The 23,003-nt window shown below is 55.3% G+C and carries 17 protein-coding genes; 8 read left to right on the top strand and 9 right to left on the bottom strand.

Annotation, left to right across the window (positions count from 1 at the left end):
• Positions 1–24: 24 nt before the first annotated feature.
• From L2097_RS11375 to L2097_RS11365, 3 genes are read left to right on the top strand one after another with little or no spacing between them, the layout of a single operon-like run.
• On the top strand, positions 25–1,401 hold the full coding sequence (locus tag L2097_RS11375; RefSeq protein ID WP_250352857.1) for a glycoside hydrolase family 1 protein: 1,377 nt from the start codon (positions 25–27) through the stop codon (positions 1,399–1,401).
• Between the two features lie 41 nt (positions 1,402–1,442).
• The gene (locus L2097_RS11370; protein WP_250353161.1) at positions 1,443–2,765 is read left to right on the top strand and encodes a PTS sugar transporter subunit IIC; all 1,323 of its coding nucleotides are present in this window, start codon (positions 1,443–1,445) and stop codon (positions 2,763–2,765) included.
• A gap of 15 nt (positions 2,766–2,780) precedes the next feature.
• Positions 2,781–3,497, top strand: a complete 717-nt coding sequence (locus tag L2097_RS11365; protein ID WP_047371149.1) for a GntR family transcriptional regulator — start codon at positions 2,781–2,783, stop codon at positions 3,495–3,497.
• 45 nt (positions 3,498–3,542) lie between these two features.
• Here L2097_RS11365 and ldtB read toward each other — a convergent pair whose 3' ends face one another.
• Positions 3,543–4,463, bottom strand: a complete 921-nt coding sequence (gene ldtB, locus L2097_RS11360; RefSeq protein WP_047371148.1) for a L,D-transpeptidase — start codon at positions 4,461–4,463, stop codon at positions 3,543–3,545.
• 216 nt (positions 4,464–4,679) lie between these two features.
• Here ldtB and L2097_RS11355 point away from each other — a divergent pair, with 216 nt between their 5' ends.
• Positions 4,680–6,272, top strand: coding sequence for an ABC-F family ATPase (locus tag L2097_RS11355; protein ID WP_047371147.1), 1,593 nt, complete (start codon positions 4,680–4,682; stop codon positions 6,270–6,272).
• Positions 6,273–6,748: 476 nt separating this feature from the next.
• Here L2097_RS11355 and L2097_RS11350 read toward each other — a convergent pair whose 3' ends face one another.
• Both L2097_RS11350 and L2097_RS11345 read right to left on the bottom strand, forming a co-directional pair.
• The gene (locus L2097_RS11350; protein WP_250352856.1) at positions 6,749–9,112 is read right to left on the bottom strand and encodes a glycoside hydrolase family 31 protein; all 2,364 of its coding nucleotides are present in this window, start codon (positions 9,110–9,112) and stop codon (positions 6,749–6,751) included.
• A 15-nt stretch (positions 9,113–9,127) separates the two neighbouring features.
• Positions 9,128–10,432, bottom strand: a complete 1,305-nt coding sequence (locus tag L2097_RS11345) for an MFS transporter (protein ID WP_229220967.1) — start codon at positions 10,430–10,432, stop codon at positions 9,128–9,130.
• 298 nt (positions 10,433–10,730) lie between these two features.
• Between L2097_RS11345 and L2097_RS11340 the strand changes: the two genes are divergently transcribed.
• Entirely contained in the window at positions 10,731–11,804 is a 1,074-nt protein-coding gene (locus L2097_RS11340) for a LacI family DNA-binding transcriptional regulator (protein ID WP_047373338.1), read from the top strand.
• On the opposite strand, the gene L2097_RS11335 is transcribed toward L2097_RS11340, so the two are convergent.
• From L2097_RS11335 to L2097_RS11320, 4 genes are all read right to left on the bottom strand, one after another.
• Positions 11,801–13,057 carry a DUF1479 domain-containing protein gene (locus L2097_RS11335; RefSeq protein WP_142519150.1) on the bottom strand — a complete coding sequence of 419 codons (1,257 nt, stop codon included), beginning with the start codon at positions 13,055–13,057 and terminating at the stop codon, positions 11,801–11,803. The two genes, L2097_RS11340 and L2097_RS11335, sit on opposite strands and share 4 nt — an antisense overlap.
• Positions 13,058–13,223: 166 nt before the next feature.
• Positions 13,224–14,036, bottom strand: a complete 813-nt coding sequence (locus L2097_RS11330; protein ID WP_047371144.1) for a Cof-type HAD-IIB family hydrolase — start codon at positions 14,034–14,036, stop codon at positions 13,224–13,226.
• A gap of 214 nt (positions 14,037–14,250) precedes the next feature.
• Positions 14,251–16,683 carry a formate C-acetyltransferase/glycerol dehydratase family glycyl radical enzyme gene (locus L2097_RS11325; RefSeq protein WP_250352855.1) on the bottom strand — a complete coding sequence of 811 codons (2,433 nt, stop codon included), beginning with the start codon at positions 16,681–16,683 and terminating at the stop codon, positions 14,251–14,253.
• A 4-nt stretch (positions 16,684–16,687) separates the two neighbouring features.
• On the bottom strand, positions 16,688–17,587 hold the full coding sequence (locus L2097_RS11320; RefSeq protein ID WP_250352854.1) for a glycyl-radical enzyme activating protein: 900 nt from the start codon (positions 17,585–17,587) through the stop codon (positions 16,688–16,690).
• A 57-nt stretch (positions 17,588–17,644) separates the two neighbouring features.
• Here L2097_RS11320 and L2097_RS11315 point away from each other — a divergent pair, with 57 nt between their 5' ends.
• Entirely contained in the window at positions 17,645–17,911 is a 267-nt protein-coding gene (locus L2097_RS11315) for a hypothetical protein (protein ID WP_250352853.1), read from the top strand.
• A 66-nt stretch (positions 17,912–17,977) separates the two neighbouring features.
• On the opposite strand, the gene moeB is transcribed toward L2097_RS11315, so the two are convergent.
• Positions 17,978–18,730, bottom strand: coding sequence for a molybdopterin-synthase adenylyltransferase MoeB (gene moeB, locus L2097_RS11310; protein WP_085006554.1), 753 nt, complete (start codon positions 18,728–18,730; stop codon positions 17,978–17,980).
• A gap of 1 nt (position 18,731) precedes the next feature.
• A complete protein-coding gene (gene moeA, locus L2097_RS11305; RefSeq protein ID WP_085006555.1) occupies positions 18,732–19,964 on the bottom strand; it encodes a molybdopterin molybdotransferase MoeA in 1,233 nt (410 codons plus the stop codon).
• Positions 19,965–20,166: 202 nt separating this feature from the next.
• Between moeA and iaaA the strand changes: the two genes are divergently transcribed.
• Positions 20,167–21,108, top strand: a complete 942-nt coding sequence (iaaA, locus tag L2097_RS11300) for a beta-aspartyl-peptidase (RefSeq protein WP_047371139.1) — start codon at positions 20,167–20,169, stop codon at positions 21,106–21,108.
• A gap of 10 nt (positions 21,109–21,118) precedes the next feature.
• Positions 21,119–22,990, top strand: a complete 1,872-nt coding sequence (gsiA, locus tag L2097_RS11295; protein ID WP_142519378.1) for a glutathione ABC transporter ATP-binding protein GsiA — start codon at positions 21,119–21,121, stop codon at positions 22,988–22,990.
• The last annotated feature ends 13 nt before the right edge of the window (positions 22,991–23,003 follow it).

The following is a 23,003-nucleotide window of genomic DNA, read 5'->3' as shown; positions in this document are numbered from 1 at the left end:
TCATATGATGAAGGAGATGTCCAGATGAGTAAAACGCTGCCGTCAGGCTTTTTATGGGGAAATTCCGTTTCCAGTATGCAGACCGAAGGGGCGTGGAATGAGGGCGGAAAAGGGCCCTCGGTTTACGATATCCGCGAAGCCAGCGAGTTTGCTTCCGACTGGAAAGTGGCGACCGATTCCTACCATCGTTATCAGGAAGACTTTGATTACATGCGCGATTTAGGCATGAACTGCTACCGCTTTCAGATAGCCTGGAGTCGCGTCTGCCCGGACGGCGACGGCGCGTTCAATGAGGAGGGCATCGCCTTCTATGACCGTTTTATCAACGATCTGATCGCCCGCGGCATTGCGCCGATGATCTGCCTGTACCATTTCGACATGCCGCTGGCGCTGGCGGAAAAATATAACGGTTTTACCGATCGTCGTGTGCTGGAGGCGTTTGTCCGTTACGGACAGAAGATGATCGACTGTTTTGGCGATCGCGTCACCTGGTGGCTGACCTTTAACGAGCAGAATATCTACCATATGCCGGAAGCGTTTCGGGTTAGCGGCTATCTGCGTGGCGACAAAACATTGCGCGAACTGTATCAAATCCAGCATCACGTGATGATGGCTCATGTACAGCTCACTCACTACCTGCATGAGACTAAACCCGGCAAGCTGATGGGCGGTATGCTGGCGCATCAACTTGTCTATCCCGCGACCTGTAAACCGCGCGATGTTTTTTGCGCCCAGCAATATGATGAGTTCCTCAATCAAAATCTCCTTCGCGTGTTTGCCGGCCAGGGCTATAGCCCGGCGGTAATGGCGGTCGTTGAGCGTGAATGCTTTAACGATATCTATCGTGCTGATGACCTGGCGCTGATTGCGCGGGTGAAAAGCGACTATATGGCCTTTAGCTATTACGCCAGTAAGACGCTTAACAGCGATGCGATCGCAGCAGACACGCCGGTTAACGACTTCCTGCAAGAGGGCGATGTGCCCAACCCGTATCTGCAGGCCACCGAGTGGAGCTGGCAAATTGATCCTCTCGGTTTTCGCGCCATTATCACCCGCTACTATAACGACTGGCGTTTACCTGTTTTCCCCATTGAAAACGGTATCGGCGTGATTGAAACGTGGGATGGGGTGAATCCGATTAATGACGATTACCGCATTGCCTATCACCGGGATCACCTGCAGGCGATGAAAGACGCCATTTTTGAAGATGGCGCGCAGGTCGTGGGCTATCTCGGCTGGGGGCTTATCGACATTCTGAGCTCACAGGGCGATATGCGTAAGCGTTATGGCGTGGTCTACGTCAATCGCGAAAACCATGACCTTAAAGATCTCAAACGCGTGCCAAAACGTAGCTATGCCTGGTTAAAACAGGTGATTCACAGCAATGGCCGCGAACTGTAAAGAGCCGCGTACCGTTTGATGCCGAACGAAGGGAGACCATGATGCCTGAAACAAATACAACAGCGAACATGCAGTCTTTTGTGGATAAGTTCGTCGATTTTTCCGCTCGCCTGGCTAACCAGGTCCATCTGCGTTCCTTAAGGGACGCGTTTGCCGCCGTCATGCCGATTTTTATCCTTGCCGGTCTGGCGGTTCTGGTCAATAACGTGGTGTTCCCGTGGGTACTGGAGGGCGAGACGTTAGTGCGCTTTAAGGTCTGGGGGGAAGCGGTCATCAACGGTACGTTGAATATTGCTGCTCTATTGATTGCGCCCATGACCGCCTGGTCTCTGGCGCGCAATCGCAATTTTGATAACCCGGTCTCGGCGGTGGTTATCGCGCTCTCCAGCTACATAATGATGATGCCGATGCATCTGGAAGTGGTGCCGGACGGGGCGAAAACGACGGTTACCGTCAGCCAGCTGCTCTCTTTTGCCAATATCGGCTCCACCGGCATTTTCGCCGGGGTGATTATTGGCTTGTTGTCGACAGAGCTGTTTATTCGCATCGCAGGCATCGAAAAGCTGAATATTTCGCTGGGTGAAAATGTACCGCCAGCGGTGGGTAAATCCTTTTCCGCGCTGATTCCGACCATTATCACCCTGTCGACATTCGCGGTGATCGCCGCCGTACTGGCGAATGTGCTGCATACCGATTTAATTCATCTGATCACCACACTTATCCAGCAACCGCTGCGGCTGATTAACACCAGCCTGCCAGGGACGATTTTTATTTATAGTTTCGGCAACTTCTTGTTTACGCTGGGTATTCATCAGTCGGTGGTGAATGGGGTGATTCTGGAACCGTTCCTGCTTATCAACACCAATGAAAATATGCTGGCCTTTGCCAATGGTCAGCCGATTCCACATATCATTAATAATATCTTTGTGCCGACCTTCGGCATGATTGGCGGGACGGGGAGTACGATTTCCCTGTTGCTGGCGATATTCATTTTCTCCCGGCAGAAATCGGCGAAACAGGTGGCACGGCTGTCGATTTCACCGGGGCTGTTTAACATTAACGAACCGGTTATCTTCGGCCTGCCGATCGTCTTTAACCTGCCGCTGATGATCCCCTTTGTTCTGCTACCGGCCATCGGTATTTACTTTGCCTGGCTGTGTACCACGCTGGGGTGGATGTCGCGTTGCGTGGTAATGATCCCGTGGACGACACCGCCTATTCTAAGCGCCTGGCTGGCGACAGCGGGAGACTGGCGAGCGGTAGTGGTTCAGTTGATAATCATCGTCTTTGGTGTATTCTTCTACCTGCCTTTCCTCAAAATAGCCGAGAGAGTGGCCTTAAGAAACAATGGGATAGCTGAATAATAAGAAGGAAAGGCAATGGCGTCGAAATACATTTCTATTGCGCGCGAAATTAAACATCGGATCCTGAGTCAGCAGTATTCGGCCAGTGAGCCATTGCCCGATCAGTTTGCCCTTGCGGCGGAATTCAGGACCAGCCGCATGACCATCCAGCAGGCGATGCGTCAGCTGATTGTCGAAGGGCTGGTCTATACCCGCAAAGGATTGGGCACCTTTGTGCGCAAGAATTTTATGCAACTCTCCCGCTGGGATTTACCGGGCAGTGACTATTACGGCGCAACCAAGACCTGGGAAAATGTGGGGCAGGTCACCAGCAAAATCATCAAATTTGAACTGCGTTTCCCGACGGAGAAAGAACAGGACTCGTTACTGCTAGGCCCTGACGAGCCGGTCTATGACTTTAATCGCTTACGCCTGCTGGAAGGGGAGCCGGTGTCGCTGGAATTTACCCTGATGCCGGTAAATCTGGTGCCGGGTCTTAACCGTGGACATCTGGAAAGTTCGGTGTTTCGTTATGTGCAGGACGATCTGGCGCTTAAAATCATGGGTTCTTACCGCATCGTGCGCGCACTGAAACCTGGCGTTGAGGACAGGGAATACCTGAACTGTGACGAGACGGATCCGGTGCTGGAAGTAGAGCAGGTGATTTATCTGGAGGACGGCACACCGCTGGAGTACGCCCATTGCCGCTACCGCTACGATCATGGCGGCATCATTGTGGTGAATAACGGATAAAAAAAAGCGGGTTTTAAACCCGCTTTTTTCATGCCTGCATAGGGATCAGTTTATACGAACCGGCATACCGGAACGGTTCTGCACTGCCTGGTCGACGATATTCTGGTCAACGTCAGACTGGCTGGTCACGCTCTGGACACTTTTCGTCAGCGCGATCGGTACGATTTCGCCGCCATTGAACTGCGCTTCGGTGGTGGACAGCGGGTTGTGTACTTCGATGTAACGGCTGCCATCCGGCTCGGTGGTGGCTTTTACCGGCTCATCGATAAACTGTACGCGCGTGCCGACTGGTACGTTCTGGAACAGGAATTTGATGTCGTCGTTACGCAGACGCACACAGCCGTGGCTTACGCGCAGGCCGATACCGAAGTTGGCGTTGGTGCCGTGGATAGCGTACAGACGGCCAATGTACAGTGCGTACAGACCCATCGGGTTATCCGGGCCTGCCGGAACCACTGGCGGCAGCGGTTGACCTGCGGCAGCATATTCAGCGTGCATTTTCGCCGTCGGGGTCCAGGTCGGACCGGCTTTCTTACGTTCTACTTTGGTGGTCCAGGCAATCGGGGTGTCTTTACCCAACTGGCCGATACCGATCGGCAGAACGATAACGGTTTTGGTGCCTGCCGGGTAATAGTACAAACGCATTTCGGCGCTGTTGATAACGATACCTTCATGGACGGTATCCGGCAGAATCAGCTGCTGAGGTACGTTCATCACCGTACCGCCTTTCGGCAGGTAGGCATCAATACCCGGGTTCGCTTCCAGCATGTTGGAAAGACCCATCTGATATTGCGCGGCAAAGTACTCCAGCGGCTGGCTGTTGTTCTCTGGAATGGTTACGACCTGGTTTTGACCGATCACTCGGCTGCCATCGGTCGGAAGCGGATAAGTTACAGCAGACGCGGTTTTGCAAAAGCCCACGACGGCAAACGCCGCCGCTAAAAGCGTTGTTAATTTCATATTCATGGTGTGCGAGATTCGTGCCACAGGCCGTTAGGTTAATGGTTCTTTCTAATAGATGGGAGCGCATTATATGTGCATTCCCGCGCACAGGGAATTGAGATGTGTACGAAATCACACTTTTTTCCCTTTGGTTTCATTTTAGCCCTTCGTTTCCGGGCAGGAATCTAATTCGGAATTGTGGCATAATAGGGTGTTTGTCACACATTTCAGGATAATTCCGTGTTAGTCACCAGCAACGTCACCATGCAGTTCGGCAGCAAGCCGCTGTTTGAAAACATTTCCGTCAAATTTGGCGGCGGCAACCGTTACGGCCTGATCGGCGCCAACGGGAGCGGTAAATCCACCTTTATGAAAATCCTCGGCGGCGATTTAGAGCCGACGCTGGGGAATGTCTCGCTCGATCCCAATGAACGCATCGGTAAGCTGCGCCAGGATCAGTTCGCCTTTGAAGAGTTCACCGTCCTCGACACCGTGATCATGGGCCACGGTGAATTGTGGGAAGTGAAGCAGGAGCGTGACCGTATCTACGGTCTGGCCGAAATGAGCGAAGAGGACGGCTATAAAGTCGCCGATCTCGAAACACAGTATGGCGAGATGGACGGTTACTCCGCCGAAGCGCGCGCAGGCGAACTGCTGCTCGGCGTCGGGATCCCGGTTGAGCAACATTACGGTCCGATGAGCGAAGTGGCGCCAGGCTGGAAACTGCGTGTACTGTTGGCACAGGCGCTGTTTTCCAATCCTGACATCCTGCTGCTCGACGAACCGACGAACAACCTGGACATCGATACCATTCGCTGGCTGGAGCAGGTGCTCAACGAGCGTAACAGCACCATGATCATCATTTCGCACGACCGTCACTTCCTGAATATGGTCTGTACCCACATGGCTGACCTGGATTACGGCGAGCTGCGCGTTTATCCGGGCAACTACGACGAATATATGACGGCGGCAACCCAGGCGCGCGAACGTCTGCTGGCGGATAACGCCAAGAAGAAAGCGCAGATTGCCGATCTGCAGTCGTTTGTTAGCCGCTTTAGCGCTAACGCGTCTAAATCTCGTCAGGCGACATCCCGTGCGCGCCAGATTGATAAAATCAAACTGGAAGAAGTTAAAGCCTCCAGCCGTCAGAACCCGTTCATCCGGTTTGAGCAGGATAAGAAACTGTTCCGTAACGCGCTGGAAGTGGAAGCCCTCGCCAAAGGGTTTGATGAAGGTCCGCTGTTTAAAGGCGTTAATCTGCTGCTGGAAGTGGGTGAGAAGCTCGCTATCCTCGGTGCGAACGGCGTGGGTAAATCTACCATGCTGAAAACGCTGGTGGGTGAACTGGAAGCGGACAAAGGGAGCGTGAAATGGTCAGAAAATGCGCAGATTGGTTATTATGCGCAGGACCATGAGTACGAGTTTGAAAACGACCTCACCGTGTTTGACTGGATGAGCCAGTGGAAACAAGAGGGGGATGACGAGCAGGCGGTGCGCAGCATTCTGGGGCGTCTGCTGTTCAGCCAGGACGATATTAAAAAGCCCGCGAAGGTGCTGTCCGGTGGCGAGAAAGGCCGCATGTTGTTCGGCAAGCTGATGATGGAAAAACCCAATATTCTGGTGATGGACGAACCGACCAACCACCTGGATATGGAATCGATCGAATCGCTGAACATGGCACTGGAGATGTATCAGGGCACCCTGATTTTCGTCTCTCACGACCGTGAATTTGTGAGCTCGCTGGCGACCCGTGTGATTGAGATTACGCCGGAGAAAGTCATCGACTTTACGGGTAATTACGAAGATTACCTGCGCAGTAAAGGTATCGAGTAAGGCGATAACCCCTTCCCCCATAGGGTGAGGAATCCCCACAAAAATGCGAGCACGAACGATCCCCTCTCCCTGAGGGAGAGGGTCAGGGTGAGGGGGAAATGCGGCTCTGATGGTCGTTCCGTTCACCTTATGTTCCTTGCTTTTCTGTCGCGACAGAACCCGTGAACGTGCCAGGGTGGCTCACCGCCGCCACCCTGGCGACCCGGGCTCCCGGCCAGGAAAATCGCCGCTTCGCGTTCCATGAGGCTTATGTCGTCTGACTGTCGGGTCGGGGACCGGCCTGTGTCCTTGTAGGCTATCCCCTCCGCCCGCTTCCCTGCGGGCGGCCCCGGTCAGCCGCCAGCGCCTCATCGATTTTCAGCCGGACCCTGTCATCGCTGTCACTGTTTTATTCTTATTACGCAGTGTTATCGCTGTAAAACGTAAGATTACCGGGGATTCCTCAGCCCTTTTGGGAGAGGGCCGGGGCGAGGGGACTACCGCACCCACTCGCTCCGCTCTTCGCCGTTGATCAAAAGCTTACGTCCTTCGCCCGCCGGTAACGACACCTTCAGCGCCTTCCACGCCGGACGATAATCCCCGCGCGCGCTGATCTTCAGGTTGACGGTTGTCGCGTCGCACACCATTTCCCATTCCAGCCACAGGGCATTCCCGTTCTGATAACCCCAGCTCTCACCGTCATCCTCAAACAGCAACCCGGCTGAGCGCCCCGTCCCTTTCACCGGGAACAGTTTCAGCTCACGGGTATCATCCGCCGTCGCGCTAACGTGTCTGATTCGCTCGCTGAGCGGCAACCCCGCCCCCGCGCGGACCAGCAATGGCAGTTTTTCCAGCGGCGCGTCGCGCACAATCCACTGCCCGGCGCAGAACCATTCATGGGTATAAAAATCATACCAGCCGGTCTCATTCGCAGGCAGCCAGACACGGCGTTGGCGCTGGCCTTCTTCGACCACGCTGGCCACCAGAATATCGCGGCCGAGCAGGAAGTCGTCGCACTCTTCAAATGTCTGTGTGTCATTCTCATGATCGAGAAAGGTCGGTCGCAGCATCGGTTCGTCATCCGCATGCGCCTGCCACAGCAGGGTATAAAAATAGGGCAACAGGCGATAACGCAGTTCAATCGCGCTGCGAATGGCAGGCGTCACACCCGGATACATCCACGGCTCGTTCACCGTGTGATCGTCATTCCACGAATGGATGGTGAAACGCGGGTGCATCACGCCGTTTTGTACCCAGCGAACAAACAGCTCAGCATCCGGTTTATCACCGGAGAAGCCGCCCACATCGTGCCCCACGTTATACAGCCCGGACAAGCTCATCCCCAGCCCCATTCGGGTGTTGAAACGCAATGTTTCCCAACTGGTCCGGTTATCGCCGCTCCAGGTTTGTACATAACGTTGCATCCCGGCGCAGCCGGAACGGGAAATCAGGTACGGACGTTTATCCGGGGCAAACCGTTGCTGTGCTTCCAGCGAGGCTCGCATCATCAGCAGCGGCATCACCGGGCGAATATGTTTGATGGCAATCTCGCGGCCAAAACCGTAGCAGCGTGCTTCACCGTCCCACACTTCAAACTCGTTGTTGTCATTCCACGTTGAGTCGATACCCATCTCCAGCAGTTGCGTGGTGACGCCTTCTTGCCACCATTTGACGGTCTGTGGATTGGTAAAGTCGAGGTGAGAACCTTCATCGTCCCAGAAGCTTGAACGTTCAGGCACATCGGTTTCTGAATCGCGAATAAACAGACCTTTCTCTGCCACTTCCGGATAGCGCGGATGGTCCTGCAACAGGCACGGCTTAATATTGGCCGCCAGTTTCAGGCCCGCATCGTGGAAGGCCTGACTCATGACGTTGGGTTGCGGCACTTTGTCGTAGTTCCAGTTAAAGACATAGCGCTTGCCATTAATCGAGGTATAGCCCGAAGAGAGCTGGAACGAATCGCAGGGAATCGCGTGTTCTTCACACAGACGGATAAAGTTCATCAGCTGGTTTTGCGCATCCGGCGCATCGGTGTAATGCATGGTGGAACCGCTGTAGCCCAGACTCCACTTCGGCCCGAACAGGGTCTTTCCGGTCAGGCGGACAAACGCTTTGGTGACATCCAGCGCCCGCGCGCCGGTAAACAGGTAATAATCGATATCGCCCGCTTCGGCCTGCCAGCGGCGATAGGCGGTATGGTAATTATCGATTTCATTACCTAAATCCAGCCAGCAACTGCTCAGGTTGTCATAAAACAGACCGTAGCTGATGTCGTCCCGGCGGGTGAGGGTAAACGGAATATGTTTATAAAGTGGATCGGTACTGGCCGCGTTATAGCCCATCGCATCCAGATTGCGCATCTCAAAACGCTTGCCGTTACGCTGCAAATTGCCAGCCTTCTCGCCCAGACCGTAAAACCGCTCATCTTTTTTACGGCTGAGGTAATGCGCGACGCCGTCGCCATGCGCATTAAGTTGATAGGCGCTGGTGGGGCGATCGCCTGCCAGCCATTGCCACTCTCCGGCCTCATTACGGTAGTGCCATTCCAGCCACAAAGGCTGGTGTACGGTGACTCGTAGCGCTTCGGTGGCGATAACCAATTGCTGATCCTGTTGCTCAAGCGTCCAGTCCGGGCAACTGAAACCGCTGATATCTTCACGGTTACGGCCTTCCCATGGTACATCCTGCCCGGGCGCAATGCTCCAGGTCCTGTCCAGCGCCAGTTCACCTTTACGTTTTAACAGCACGCGAAACAGCGTCGGTTCCAGCACATACAGGCATAGCGTATGTTGCCCATCCACCAACAGTTCAATATGGTGAGCCGCCTGTTTTTGTAAGGTCCAGTTTTTCAAAATTTTCATATCAGACATCCATAATCAGACGCGTTTTGCGCGACGTTCAGCAATAAATGACACCAGGAAAATGGCCCCAATCAGGTCAAAAAAGCCCATGGCGATAAACAGCGGATTGAAACCTATTTTGTCAGCGGTAACGCCAATGAGCAGAGAGAAGAGGAAGCTGGCTATCCATGCCGCGGAACCGCGCATGCCGTTAACGGTTGCCATCTGGCCTTTATCAAAGGACTCCACGACCAGCGCGCTCAGCATGCAGGAGATGATTTGGTGGCCGAAGCCGCCGATAGAGATCAGCACGATAGTGATATAGGGATCGCGGGTTATCGCGACGATGCCCAGCGAGATCATCAGAAATGCGCCGGTGACGGAGCTTGCCACTACCGAGTTTACCCGTGAGCAGCCGAACCAGCGGGTATACAGTTTGGTGAGATAACCGCTCGCCACGCTGCCCAGATCGGCGGCAAGGAAGGGGAGCCAGGCAAACATGGCGATTTGCTTAAGGTCCATTCCGTGTTCTTTCGCCAGATACAGGGGGACCCAAAAGCTCAGCACGGCCCAGGCCGGTTCAGCCATAAACGCCGGGATGGCGATACCGTAAAAACGTCTGTTTTTGGCGACGGTTTTCAGCGCCGTAAAGAAAGGAAGTTTGACCGCAGGCGCTTCGTTGTCCTGCTTAATGTAGGCCAGTTCTTCCTTGCTCAGGTTCGGGTGTTTTTCCGGGTTAGAGTAAAACGCCCACCACAGCAGCACCCACACCAGCGCCAGAACACCGGTAAACATAAAGGCGCCCTGCCAGCCAAAAGAGGCGTGGGCGAAATAGATAATTGGCGGCGCCAGCATGGCGCCAATCGAGAAACCGACGCCAGCCCAGCCTGCAGCAACCGGGCGCTCTGATTTCGGGAACCATTCACCCAGCGTTTTGGCGTTCGCCGGCGTAGCGGCCGCTTCGGATGCCCCCATCGTGAAGCGCAAAATAGCCAGTTGCAACCAGCTTCCGGCTCCGGCATGGGCGATACAGGCGATGGCCCAGATAATGGCGCAGATCATAAAGCCCACTTTCAGGCCAATGACGTCAATCAGCCAACCGCATAGCGGCTGAAAAAGGGTATAGGCCAGTTGAAAAGCACCCACAATCCAGGAGTACTGTTCGGTCGTGATCCCCATACTGGTTTTCAGTTCGGGGGCAAGAATACCGAGTGAGTTACGGGTGATGTAGTTTACCGTGACGCCCAGTAAAAACAGGACCAGCACCCACCAGCGTAACTTTTTAACTATCCGGCGGCTTTTGCTTGCCACCACTTCATTATTGTTGATTCCCTGGCTCATTTTTTTCTCCACGCACCGTTCTGTAGGGAAGTCGTTGCGGGCCATTCGAAATTTGTTATACCGATCTGGACCGCATGGGGATTTTTTTCTGCTTTAGCCTGAAATACACCGACAACTAGTATGGAAGTTGTACGACATCTTTACGTTAGGGGAGAAAAAGGGGCAGCCAAAGTGGATTTTGTGCAAGGATTCTCATCAATTCGCCAAAGAAAAGGGCACTATGCTTCCCGGACCAGTATTCATGAGACTTATGTTTCATGAAAATTTTCCCATCGCGGAAACGGAGCAAGATCACAGAATGGATAAAAAGCTAAAAATCACTGAAATCGCCCGGCGCACCAACCTGTCGACCAGCACCGTTTCCCGGGTGCTGGCAGGGAAGGCCAATACCAGCGAAACGGCCCGACGCCTGGTACTGGAATGTGCGCGTGAATTAGGGGTAATGGACGGGATTGCCGCCGGGCGGTTGCTGCTCAATAACCTGGTGATCTTCGCGCCACAGAGGGCATTCGATGAGCGCTCCGATATCTTTTATTACCGGGTAATTCAGAGCATTAGCAAGGCACTGGATTCCCACGAGGTGCGGTTGCGTTATTGCCCGCTGGAAGAGCTGGACAGCGATGCGAATGCCTTTATTGCACGAATGAATGAGCCGGAAACCCAGGCGGCAATTTTATTGGGGATTGACGATCCGCACATTCACGAACTGGCAGCAGACTTTGCCAAACCTTGCGTACTGATTAACTGCCGCGATAAGCGGATGCGTTTGCCGACGGTCGCTCCGGATCACCGGGCGATTGGTGAGTTTGCCGCTGACTATCTGTTCGATTCCGGCCATCGCGATATGGTGGTCGTTATGTGCCTGCGCCGCTATACCATGGATCTGCGTCTGGCGGGCATTAAAGACGCCTGGCAGCAGCGAAATTTGCGCTTTCAAAGCAAGCGCGATCTGATAACGGTGCCGAGTTTTAGCGCAAGAGAAGCGCAGTCGCGGGTTGCGGAGTGGCTCGATGGCGCCGCACATAAAAATCCGCCGACCGCCTTTTTAGTCGGGGGAGATTTTATGGCAGAAGGGACCGTACGGGCGTTGCAGCAGCGCGGTTTACGCGTTCCGCAGGATGTCTCGGTGATGAGCATTGACGCCTTCAACCTGGCGGCGATTCAGGACGTGCCGCTGACGGCGGTTCATGTGCCGCGTGATGAACTCGGCACTGAGGCGGTTTATATGCTGCAGCAACGGCTGATTCGCCCGCAGGCGGCAATTGGCTCACTGTTGATTAATGGCATGCTGGTGGTGAGAGAGTCGGTTCGGCGGATACGTCCGGGGCAACGACGTACCGCCGTGGAGCGGGAAGGGCTTTATGACGTTTAGTTCATCCCCAGCGCCCGTTTTCCATACTCGTTCAAATCAGCCAGCGTGAAGCGCCCTTCCCAGTTCGCTTCATAATCTTCGCGCGGAAAATCACCTGGCGAAGCGCCATTTTCCAGCGCGACTTTTGCTTTACGCGCCCAGGCGAGGTTTTTCTCGCACAGGGGGGCGGCGGGAATATACATCACGTTACCCCAGCCCTTTTGATCGTTTACCGGAGCGACGGAGTGAATCACATCGCAATGCCACCAGACGGAGTCTCCCGCTTCCAGCGCCGGGATAGAGGTTAACGCCTCTATCAGCAGCGGATGCCATTTCTCAGAGATGGGTAGCACCTTGCCCGGTGCCACACCGCACAATTCATCTTCCGGCACATCGTCAAGCAGTGGGCGAAGCAGTACATACGCCATCGCTTCCGGGATCGGCACGACATGCAACAACCCCTGGCCGGGGATCATATCGGACAGCGCCGTCCAGCCCTGGAAGGTGCGAAATACCGAACATTTGGTGGTGTTCTCGACGGTGTACTCTTCCACCTCGGTACGATGCGCGGCATCCCACGGATCGTATTCGTCCAGCCGACCGTTAAAGACGTTAGCAAATACCCGTTGATATGCCGGCAGCAGCCAGCGTTCCAGTGCGCCTGAATCGGTATGAGCGCCTAAACCTTTTGATGTCGTTCCCGGTGGACGGCGCCGAATACGGTCCGGATAAATCACGCTGACATCAGGGTCAAACCATGTTGTCCCTTCGCTTTCAAAGCGCCACAGGCGGTTGAGGAATGACTGCACGGCGGCCATTTCGTCGCTCTGGCGCGCCTGCATTTGTGACTGTGACCAATAGATAGGGTAAATTTCCGGCCGGGAAGCATCGAGAGAGCCGAAGAAGTTATCACCCGGCCCTTTGTAAACATCGTCAAAATGGTTTTGCTCAAGATAGGCCATCATATCGCGGTCCCAGCCGAGCGCTCGCTCGCGAGGGAAATGCCCTTTGATCACCGCACAGCCGCGTTGTTTAATCAGCGCGCGCTGTTGCTCGCTTACCCGTCCCTGTTTCACATCTTCAAAGGGAATGACCGGCCAGACATCCTCGCCCTGTGCCTTTAACGCGTTGATCTCTGCGACACGCTGGCTAATCCGCGCGTGGAGTTGATTGAATACGGCTTTCACGTCCCCCATTTGCTGGCGCAATTCCTGCTTCATTTGCCGGATAGCCGCTTTATGGTCGACGGGTAAAGTTTCGCTGGTGAACGTCATAACGACCTCGCAATCTTTCATTCGAAAGTAATTAAGCTTACAATTGATAATTTAAGTTAAAAATAAGTTAATGCAAGTTTAAAAACTTGATGCAGAGCACAAAGCTGAAAGAAGGGCAGGAAAGCGAGAAGGGAAGGGGCCGGAGCGATTGCTCCGGCAGACAATATCACTGGAACGGCGGGGTGCCGTCCAGAACCGCCTGAATCACATTCAGTGCGCCCTGGTGGTTGTTGTCATCGGTGCGATGACGGGCAATGGCTTTAATGGCATCGCTGGCATTCCCCATCGCGAAGGAAAAATCGGTCATGCGCAGCATTTCGGCGTCGTTGCCGCTGTCACCTATCGTCACGCACGCCTGCGGGGAGACGTGCCAGCGTTTGAGCAAACGGGTAATGCCGTTGGCTTTGTGCAAACCGGGGATAATCAGGTCGACAAAACCAAAGCCGCTGGTCACAGGTTTCATGATGCCATCGAGCGAAACATGTAACTTATCAATTAATTGCGGAATATCGCTGTCTGGTAAATTGAGCGAGAATTTAAACAGGGTATCGTTAATCTGGTGGTAGTCGCTGATGCGTTGCAGGCGGTGATAGTGCTTTGCCATCAGGTCGATAAAGCTATCCGGCGCGTTTTCGCTGACCCACGCGCTTTCCAGCCCACAGGCGACAAAATTCAGCGCTTTGTCTTTGAGTAATTCGCCGATAACCACCTGTGCTTCGTGACGGGTAAGCTCACCGTGAAAGAGTTGCTGGCCGTGTTCGAAGACCAGCGCGCCGTTTTCGGCGACAAACGAGATCTGATCTTTCAGCTCCGGGAAAAAGGAAATGAGCTGGTAATACTGGTTGCCGCTGGCGACGACAAATTCAATATCACGCTGCCTGAGTTGGGCAAACTGCGCCATAAAACGATCGCGGTCGTATTGTTTGGCGTCGTCAAGAAAAGTTCCGTCCATATCAGTGACGATAACTTTTACAGTCATACATAAGCTCCTGGTCTGGGTACCACTCGTAACATTGTAATAACAGTGTGACCTGAAGCACAAATTTATTTCATTCGAAAGTCAAAGCAAAACGGCAACCTCCTGGTTGCCGTTTTTGCTGTTTGCGCCCTCTCCCTTGAGGGAGAGGTGATCGATCGAGCGCAGTAGGAAGTGAGGTAGCCCGGCTAAGCGCAGCGCCAGCCGGGAGGGAACGTTAAAGCGTATGCTCGGTACGCGCGATAATGTCATCCTGGGCATCCGGCGACAGGGCGGTGAAGAAGGCGGAATACCCTGCAACACGTACCACCAAATCGCGATACTGATCCGGGTGTTTTTTCGCCTCCAGCAGTGTCTCACGCGACACAATGTTGTACTGAATATGCCAGCCTTTATGATCCTCAAAGAAGGTCCGCAGCAGCATCATCAGTTTCTGCCTGTCGCTGTCGTTCTCCAGCGTCGCCGGGTTCAGCTTCTGGTTAAGCAGCACGCCGCCGAGGATCGCCGCCGTCGGCAGTTTGCCCACGGAACCAATCACCGCCGTTGGGCCGAGGTGGTCAGTACCCGATGCCGGGCTTGCCCCTTCGGCGAGCGGCGTTCTGGCTTTACGCCCGTCCGGTGTCGCCATGGTGGCCGCGCCAAAGGGCACATTCGCGGAGATAGAGGAGGTCCCGGCGTAATAATTGCCGCCAATCGGGCCGCGCCCATAACGCGGGTTGTGGTAATTTTTCAGCTCGTCAATATAGGTCTGATAAGCGCGTACCAGCAACGCATCCACGCTGTCATCATCATTGCCATACTTAGGTGCGCTGTTAATCAAACGCTGGCGTAACTGCTCATGCGTCAGACCGTCAAAATCGGCGGCCAGCGCCTCGGCGAGCTGCTGTTGCCCGATAATACCCTGCTCGAAGACCAGTTTTTTTACCGCTGCGAGGCTATTACCCAGGTTGGCGATGCCCACCTGCAGGCCGGATACCCAGTCATACTTCGCGCCACCTTGTTTGATGCTTTTTGCCCGCTCAATGCAGTCATCCACCAGCGCGGAACAGAGAATATCGTGGACGTTCTCTTCGAGCATGGTGTCGACAACATACTCAATCTCAATTGATTTGCGGGTGTAGTAACGAATCTGCCTGTCCCAGTCGGCCATCACCTCGTCGAAGCGGGTGAAATTGCCTTTCGACAACGCATGTTCCTGCGGCAGGAAGATTTTGCCGCTGGTGGCATCGCGTCCACCTTCCAGCGCCGCCAGCATCACGCGGGCAAAGTTGATAAAACTCATCCCGGTGCAGCGATAACCCCATTTGCCGCCGACGGCGGTTTCGATACAACCAATCGCCGCGTAGTCGTACGCATCCTGCGGTTCGACGCCAAGCTTAATAAACTCAGGGATCACGATTTCATCATTGTTAAATGCCGGCATCCCGAAGCCGCAGCGGATCACCTGTACGCAGGCATCGAGAAAGTCGTTACTCATACCCGCGTGATAGCGCACGCTCAGGTTCGGCTGTGTGGAGCGCAGGCGGCCGCAGGACTCCAGAATCGCGTAAGAAAGCGGGTTGACGGCGTCCATCGGTGCACCGTTTACCAGCATCTGTCCACCAATGGTGACGTTCTGGTACAGCGGGCTGCCCGCAGAGGCTTTGGAGTGCGAGCCGGAGCGGATTTTGTTCACTTCTAACAGTTTCAGCCAGCAGCTGTGCAGCAGTTCAATGGCCGTTTCGCGATCGATGGACTGGTTCAGCTCTACGTCGCGGCGGTACCAGGGGTAGAGATACTGATCCATACGAGCGAAAGAAACCGAGTGGCCGTTGGATTCAATCTGCAGGATTAATTGAATGAAGTAGCACAGCTGCAGTGCCTGCCAGAACGTTTTTGGCGGCTCATGGGCAATCACATCGCAGTTTTCCGCTATCGCCAGCAGTTCATCCCGGCGGCTGGCGCGGGTTTCTGCACCGGCCATCTGGCGGGCGAGGTCGGCGAAACGTTCAATATGCTGGCTGACGGCATTCAGCACGATATCAATCGCTTTCAGGAACTGTTCGCCATGCAAATCTTCCAGCACGGTGAGGTTAATGCGGGAACGGCGCTCATCCACTTTATGGCGCAGGCCGTCCAGCCCTTTTTCCAGCAGCAGCGGGAAGTTCACCGCCAGATGCGCGTCGCCCGAGGTCATATTGCCTTCGGCCTTGATGATGCCGGTTTCCAGCAGCGCTTTTTGCTCATCGGTAAACATGCCATAGCAGCGATCCTGAACGGTCTGGCCACGCCACCACGGGCAGATGGCGTGCAGTACCCGTTTATTTTCTTCGCTCACCGCAAAGCCCGCACCAGGACGATCCGCCAGGTCATCAATCTCTTTTTCAATCCAGGCGACGGTATATTCCGGGAAAATAGGCGCGGCACGCACTTCGCTTGCCTGGTTGCCGACGATCAGTTCGTCGTGTTTGATCCAGATGGTGCGCTCCGCCAGATGATGGGCCAGTGCCAATGCGCGGCGAACCGGAATGGGCTTATCCATATGCTGCTGATACATCTCGGTGTAGTGCTGTGCGCGCTCAGTACAAACCGGCGGTTTTACAATATGCACCAGCGCGTTCTTGTGCGCTTTAATACGGTCGGTCAGGGTCGAGAGTTGCAAAGTTGTCATGAGATTATCCTCGTAATATCGCTGTCAGCCCTTTCTGGCAGGCGTAGTTTCGGGCGAATGCCAGTAACGCCGGTGCATCAAGCGGCTTGTCAGGAGCGGTGTAGGGTTGACTGAGTAAGGTGTATTTATTCATGCCCAGCGTGTGGTAGGGCAAAAAGTGAATCTCGCGAACGTTCAGTTCGTCAGCGGCGAAATTGGTGATATCGGAAATGGATTTTTCATCGGCATTGAAGCCTGGAATCAGTGGCACGCGGATGGTCATCTGTTTACCCGCACGCGCCAGCCGTTTCAGGTTATCCAGCACGCGTCTGGCGCTGCCGTCGGTCCACTGCCTGAACGCGCTACTCTCCACATGTTTCAGGTCGGCAAGAAACAGATCCACATAAGGCAGGGAGGGCTCAATGTAGTGCCAGGGCACATGCAGGCAGGTTTCAACGGCGGTGTGAATGCCCTGTTCATGGCTGGCTTTAAACAGGGAGAAGGCCAGCTCCGGCTGCATAAACGGCTCGCCACCGGAAAGCGTAATACCACCGCCGCTGCGGGTATAAAAGGCTTTGTCGCGCAATACCGTCGCCATGATGTCATCGACAGATTTTTGCTCCCCACAGACGTTCAGCGCCTGGGTCGGGCAGCAATCGGTCAGGGCGTCAAGGTCGGACTCCGTCAGATTTTCACGCGCTATCAGCAGGCCGTTAAGCGCCCGGGTGATGGCCTGTGGGGCGGCCTGCTGGCAAAGATTGCAGCCTTCCAGGCACAGCCTGGCATCAAACAGCACCTCGCGGCCACGAGCGCGGCTCTCCGGGTTTTGACACCAGCGGCAACCTAATGAACAGCCTTTCAGAAAGACGACGGTGCGAATCCCCGGGCCATCATGGGTTGAATAGCGTTGAATATTGAAAATCATAGGTTACCCTCACATTGCATATGAAGATTAAATTACTTTCGAATGAAAGTTATATTGATGAGGGTCAACTCTCGGGCAGATTCTGAACCGATTACACGTCCGCTGAATGCGGCAACCATTTATCAACGCGCCTGCGGCGAAGGTCGCTGTCGCGAAATTCGAACAAGGCTGCTGGCGGTGTTTGAACGGATAGTGATTGAGCCCGGTACGCTCTGTTGCTTCACGGAGAGTGGGCGCGAGGCTGGAGATTGCGCATTAACTTATTTCCCGGATGGCGGCGTAAACGCCTTGTCCGGGCTACAGGCAGTGCCGGTGCCAGGGTAGCCCGGCTAAGCGCAGCGTCAGCCGGGGCGGTGTCTAAAAAGGCAACTCACGTTGCCTTTTGCTGTTTTACCCCCCGCACACCTCACACTGGGGGTTGCGCATCAGCTTCATCTCACGGAACTGGCAGGTCATTGCGTCATACATCACGATTTTTCCCGTGGCGGGCACGCCATAGTGCGTCAGCACTTTTATCGCCTCCAGCGCCTGCAGTGAACCGATCACCCCGACCAGCGGTGCCATCACGCCCGCTTCAACACAGGTCAGCGCGTTTTCGCCAAACAGACGGCTCAGACAGCGGTAGCAGGGCTCGCCGTCCCCCCAGGTGAAAACACTGATTTGCCCCTCCATACGAATGGCGGCGCCGGAGACCAGCGGGATCTTATGCGCAAAACATCCGGCGTTAAGCTGGTTGCGAATGGCGACATTATCCGTGCAATCCAGCACCAGATCGTGGGCGGCAATCTGCGCTGCTAAGGCGCTTTCATCCAGCAGGGCGTTAAGGCTGTCGAGTTGAACATGCGGGTTGATGCGCGCCAGGGCGGTTTTGGCGGATGCCACCTTCGGCTCGCCAATCGTCGCGTCGCTATGCAGCGTCTGGCGCTGAAGATTGGAGAGCGCCACGGTATCGAAATCCAGCAGCGTCATCTGACCAATACCGGCTGCGGCCAAATATTGCGCAGCCGCGCAGCCAAGACCGCCCAATCCTACCACCAGCACGCGCGATGCTTTTAACCGCTCCTGCCCGTCAAAATCGAAGCCGCGCAGAATAATCTGTCGGTTATAGCGCAGCATCTCTTCATCGCTCAGCGCATCTGCCATCTTAGCCCCCGAAGAGATGGTTAAAGGTTTCAACCTCGACCCATTCGCCTGCTTCCACATGGCCACGCTCACGCTCCAGCACCACAAAGCAGTTGCCCTGACTAAACGAACTGAAGATATGTGACCCCTGTGGGCCGGTGGTGCTGACAATCAGCTCGCCGTCGTTATCGCGGCTGAGGATGCCACGCTGGAAATCAAGGCGCCCCGGCGTTTTCTTAAGGCGGGTTGCTGCGCGGGCGCGCAGACGAAGCGGAAGCGGGCTGGCGGTGTTTCCGCTCAGTTTCGCCAGTAGCGGCTGTACTAACTGATAGAAGGTCAGCGCGGCGGAGACCGGGTTACCGGGTAATCCACAGAACCAGCTATGACTGAGCTTGCCGAAGGCGAACGGTTTGCCGGGCTTGATGGCGAGTTTCCAGAAGGTGATTTCACCCACGTCATCAAGGATAGTTTTGGTGTAATCCGCTTCACCCACCGACACGCCGCCAGAACTGATCACCACGTCGGCCTGCCGATCGGCGGTGATAAAGGTCTCGCGCAGAATGGCGGGATCGTCACGCACGATGCCAAGGTTGATGACCTCGCAGCCCAGCTGTTCCAGCATCAGGTGCACCGTCAGGCGATTGGTATCGTAAATTTGTCCATCCGCCAGCGGCTGGCCTGGCAGTTGCAGCTCATCGCCAGTGGAAAAGAGCGCCACGCGGATTTTGCGGATTACCGCCACCTCGGCAATGCCCAGCGACGCGAGTACCGGCAGTTCGGCGGCGGTCAGTTTTTTTCCGGCGCTGAACACGGCGGCGCCCACGCGAATATCTTCACCCAACAGGCGGATGTTTTGCCCGGCTTTAACCTTACCGGTAAAGCGCACGCCGGCGTCGGTTTGCTCGGTATCTTCCTGCATGACCACGGCTTCACAGCCAGCCGGAACAGGGGCGCCGGTCATGATGCGCACGCAGGTGCCTGCTGGCCACTCGCCGTGAAATGGCTGGCCGGCGAACGCTTTTCCGGCAACCGGCAGCGGTTCACCTTTTGCGATATCGGCCAGACGGACGGCATAACCGTCCATCGCGGCATTGTCAAAACCCGGCACATTCAGCGGTGAAATCACGTCCTGCGCCACAATGCGACCAAAACAGCTCAGCAGCGGTAAGGTTTCGCTCTCTGTGAGTGGCGAAACGCGGGACAGCATTTGCGCCAGGGCCGAATCCAGCGGGATCAAGCCTGCGGTATATTCCATAATTTACTCCAGCACCACGCGAGAAAGGGGCCATTATGGCAGAAAACGAGGCATGACTGCATGTACTCCTCAAGTGCCATACTCAGATGCCTGCTTTACATCGCAGGATCGACTTTCTATATTCAAAAATTGTATGAAGCTGTGACGACGATAATGATATTTATAGAAAAAGCAGCAATCTATCCTGACCGGGCGATAAAAAATGACCAAAGCGGTAATTGTAATTCACGGTGGCGCAGGAACCATCTCCCGTGCGCAACGGAGTCCGGAAAAGGAACGGCAGTACATTGCCGCACTCTCGGCCATTGTCGAATCCGGCCAGAAGATGCTCAATGCGGGTGAAAGCGCGCTGGATGTGGTGACGGAGGCCGTACGCTTACTTGAAGAGTGTCCGCTGTTTAACGCGGGCATTGGTTCTGTTTTTACCCGCGATGAAACCCATGAGCTGGACGCCTGCGTGATGGACGGGTATTCGTTGCGCGCAGGTGCCGTGGCTGGTGTGAGCCGTTTACGCAATCCCATTCTCGCGGCGCGCCTGGTGATGGAGCGTAGCCCACATGTGTTGCTGGTGGGAGAAGGGGCAGAGAAATTCGCCTTTGCCGAGGGCATGGAGCCGGTGTCGCCCGATCTTTTTTCCACGCCGGAGCGTTATGCGCAGCTGCTTGCCGCACGCGCGGCCGGGCAAACCGCGCTGGATCACGGCGGTGCACCGCTGGATGAAACGAAAAAAATGGGCACCGTTGGTGCGGTGGCGCTGGATAAGCAGGGAAACCTGGCGGCGGCAACCTCGACAGGCGGGATGACCAATAAATTACCGGGGCGGGTAGGGGACAGTCCGTTGCCTGGCGCGGGGTGTTATGCCAATAACGCCAGCGTGGCGGTCTCCTGTACCGGAACCGGGGAAGTTTTTATCCGCGCGCTGGCTGCTTATGATATCGCCGCGCTGATGGATTATGGCGGTTTAAGTCTGCACGAAGCCTGTGAGGCGGTGGTCATGGAAAAATTGCCTGCGCTGGGCGGTAGCGGCGGGCTGATCGCCGTCGATCGTGAAGGAAATATTGCACTCCCTTTCAATAGTGAAGGGATGTATCGCGCCTGGGGTTATGCCGGAGATGCGCCCAGCGTAGGGATTTATCGTGAATAAGGAGAGTGGGGTGTCGCACGGGTATGAAACAGACGCTGATGTGGTGCTGGATGTCAGCAATCTGAATGTCGCGTTTCGCCATGAAAAACAACTCACCCAGGCGGTGCGTAACCTGTCGTTTACTCTCAAACGTGGTGAAACGCTGGCGATTGTCGGAGAGTCGGGATCGGGTAAATCGGTCACCGCTATGTCGCTACTGCGTCTGCTGGAACAAGCTGGCGGCGAAGTGAGCTGCGATCATATGCGTCTTTTGCGCCGTAACCGGGAGCGTGTTGATTTAGCGACGCTGACGAACTCTCGCCTGCGCGGCGTGCGCGGGGCCGACATCGCGATGATTTTTCAGGAGCCCATGACCTCGCTTAACCCGGTGTTTCCGGTGGGGGAGCAAATTGCCGAATCTATCCGTTTGCATCAGGGGCTGGGCAAAGAAGAGGCGTTAGCGGAAGCCCGGCGAATGCTGGATCTGGTACGTATCCCCGAATCCGAGTCCATTTTGTCTCGTTATCCGCACCAGCTTTCCGGTGGTATGCGCCAGCGGGTGATGATTGCGATGGCGCTCTCCTGCCGTCCGGCGGTGCTGATTGCCGATGAGCCGACGACGGCGCTGGATGTCACTATTCAGGCGCAGATTCTGCAACTTATCGCCGTGCTGCAAAAAGAGATGGCGATGGGGGTGATTTTTATCACTCATGATATGGGCGTGGTGGCGGATATTGCCGACCGCGTGCTGGTGATGTATCAGGGCGAAGCGGTGGAAACGGGTACCGTAGACCAGATTTTTAAGGCACCGCAGCATATCTACACGAAAGCCTTACTGGCGGCGGTGCCGCGCCTTGGGGCGATGAACGGCAGCGATCTACCACGTCGTTTCCCGCTGGTTTCGTTACAACATCCTGAACACCAGGAGCCGGAAACCGAGCAGGATACTGTGGTGCCGGGCGAGCCGATTCTGCAGGTTCGCGATCTGGCGGCGCGTTTTCCGCTCCGCAGCGGGATTTTAAACCGTGTGACCCGCGAAGTTCATGCGGTGGAGGGGGTGAGCTTCGACCTGTGGCCGGGCGAAACCTTATCGCTGGTGGGGGAATCCGGTTGCGGCAAATCGACCACCGGCCGGGCGCTGCTGCGTCTGGTGGAGAGCCAGAGCGGGATGATTACCTTTAAGGGCGAACGTATTGATACGTTGCCTGCCAGTAAGCTGCAGCCGCTGCGCCGGGATATTCAGTTTATTTTTCAGGATCCTTACGCCTCGCTCGATCCGCGTCAAACGGTAGGGTACTCCATTCTGGAACCACTGCGGGTACATGGGGTGATGAATGAAGAAGATGCCCGGCGGCGAGTGCTGTGGTTGCTGGAACGTGTAGGGCTGAAACCGGAACATGCGTGGCGTTATCCCCATGAGTTTTCCGGCGGCCAGCGCCAGCGTATTTGTATTGCCAGAGCGCTGGCTCTAAACCCCCGTGTGGTGGTGGCTGACGAATCGGTCTCGGCGCTGGATGTCTCGATTCGCGCCCAAATCATTAATTTGTTACTCGATTTACAACGGGAGATGGGGATTGCCTTTCTGTTTATCTCTCATGACATGGCGGTCGTGGAGCGAATCAGCCACCGGGTGGCGGTGATGTATCTCGGTCAGATTGTGGAAATTGGTCCACGCCGCGCCGTGTTTGAGAACCCGCAGCACCCGTATACCCGTAAACTTATGGCCGCCGTTCCGGTAGCCGACCCGTCTCACCCGAGGGCGCAGCGGGTGTTGTTGTCGGATGAAATCCCCAGCAACATCCATAAACGCGGCGAGACGGTACAGCGTGTGCAATTACAGAATATCGGCCCGGGTCATTTCGTCGCCCGTACGACGCCGGGCAGCACACAATCGCGTTTTTGACAGAAACAGGCAG

It is taken from the genome of Citrobacter sp. MNAZ 1397 (genome assembly GCF_023613995.1).
Taxonomy (GTDB): domain Bacteria; phylum Pseudomonadota; class Gammaproteobacteria; order Enterobacterales; family Enterobacteriaceae; genus Phytobacter; species Phytobacter ursingii.
This window is presented reverse-complemented; position numbering and strand designations above follow the sequence as displayed.

Coding starts and splice junctions, on each gene's coding strand:
- L2097_RS11375 (WP_250352857.1), top strand. CDS start 25: ATGAGTAAAACGCTGCCGTCAGGCTTTTTATGGGGAAATTCCGTTTCC.
- L2097_RS11370 (WP_250353161.1), top strand. CDS start 1,443: ATGCCTGAAACAAATACAACAGCGAACATGCAGTCTTTTGTGGATAAG.
- L2097_RS11365 (WP_047371149.1), top strand. CDS start 2,781: ATGGCGTCGAAATACATTTCTATTGCGCGCGAAATTAAACATCGGATC.
- ldtB (WP_047371148.1), bottom strand. CDS start 4,463: ATGAATATGAAATTAACAACGCTTTTAGCGGCGGCGTTTGCCGTCGTG.
- L2097_RS11350 (WP_250352856.1), bottom strand. CDS start 9,112: ATGAAAATTTTGAAAAACTGGACCTTACAAAAACAGGCGGCTCACCAT.
- L2097_RS11345 (WP_229220967.1), bottom strand. CDS start 10,432: ATGAGCCAGGGAATCAACAATAATGAAGTGGTGGCAAGCAAAAGCCGC.
- L2097_RS11340 (WP_047373338.1), top strand. CDS start 10,731: ATGGATAAAAAGCTAAAAATCACTGAAATCGCCCGGCGCACCAACCTG.
- L2097_RS11335 (WP_142519150.1), bottom strand. CDS start 13,057: ATGACGTTCACCAGCGAAACTTTACCCGTCGACCATAAAGCGGCTATC.
- L2097_RS11330 (WP_047371144.1), bottom strand. CDS start 14,036: ATGACTGTAAAAGTTATCGTCACTGATATGGACGGAACTTTTCTTGAC.
- L2097_RS11325 (WP_250352855.1), bottom strand. CDS start 16,683: ATGACAACTTTGCAACTCTCGACCCTGACCGACCGTATTAAAGCGCAC.
- L2097_RS11320 (WP_250352854.1), bottom strand. CDS start 17,587: ATGATTTTCAATATTCAACGCTATTCAACCCATGATGGCCCGGGGATT.
- L2097_RS11315 (WP_250352853.1), top strand. CDS start 17,645: ATGAGGGTCAACTCTCGGGCAGATTCTGAACCGATTACACGTCCGCTG.
- moeB (WP_085006554.1), bottom strand. CDS start 18,730: ATGGCAGATGCGCTGAGCGATGAAGAGATGCTGCGCTATAACCGACAG.
- moeA (WP_085006555.1), bottom strand. CDS start 19,964: ATGGAATATACCGCAGGCTTGATCCCGCTGGATTCGGCCCTGGCGCAA.
- iaaA (WP_047371139.1), top strand. CDS start 20,167: ATGACCAAAGCGGTAATTGTAATTCACGGTGGCGCAGGAACCATCTCC.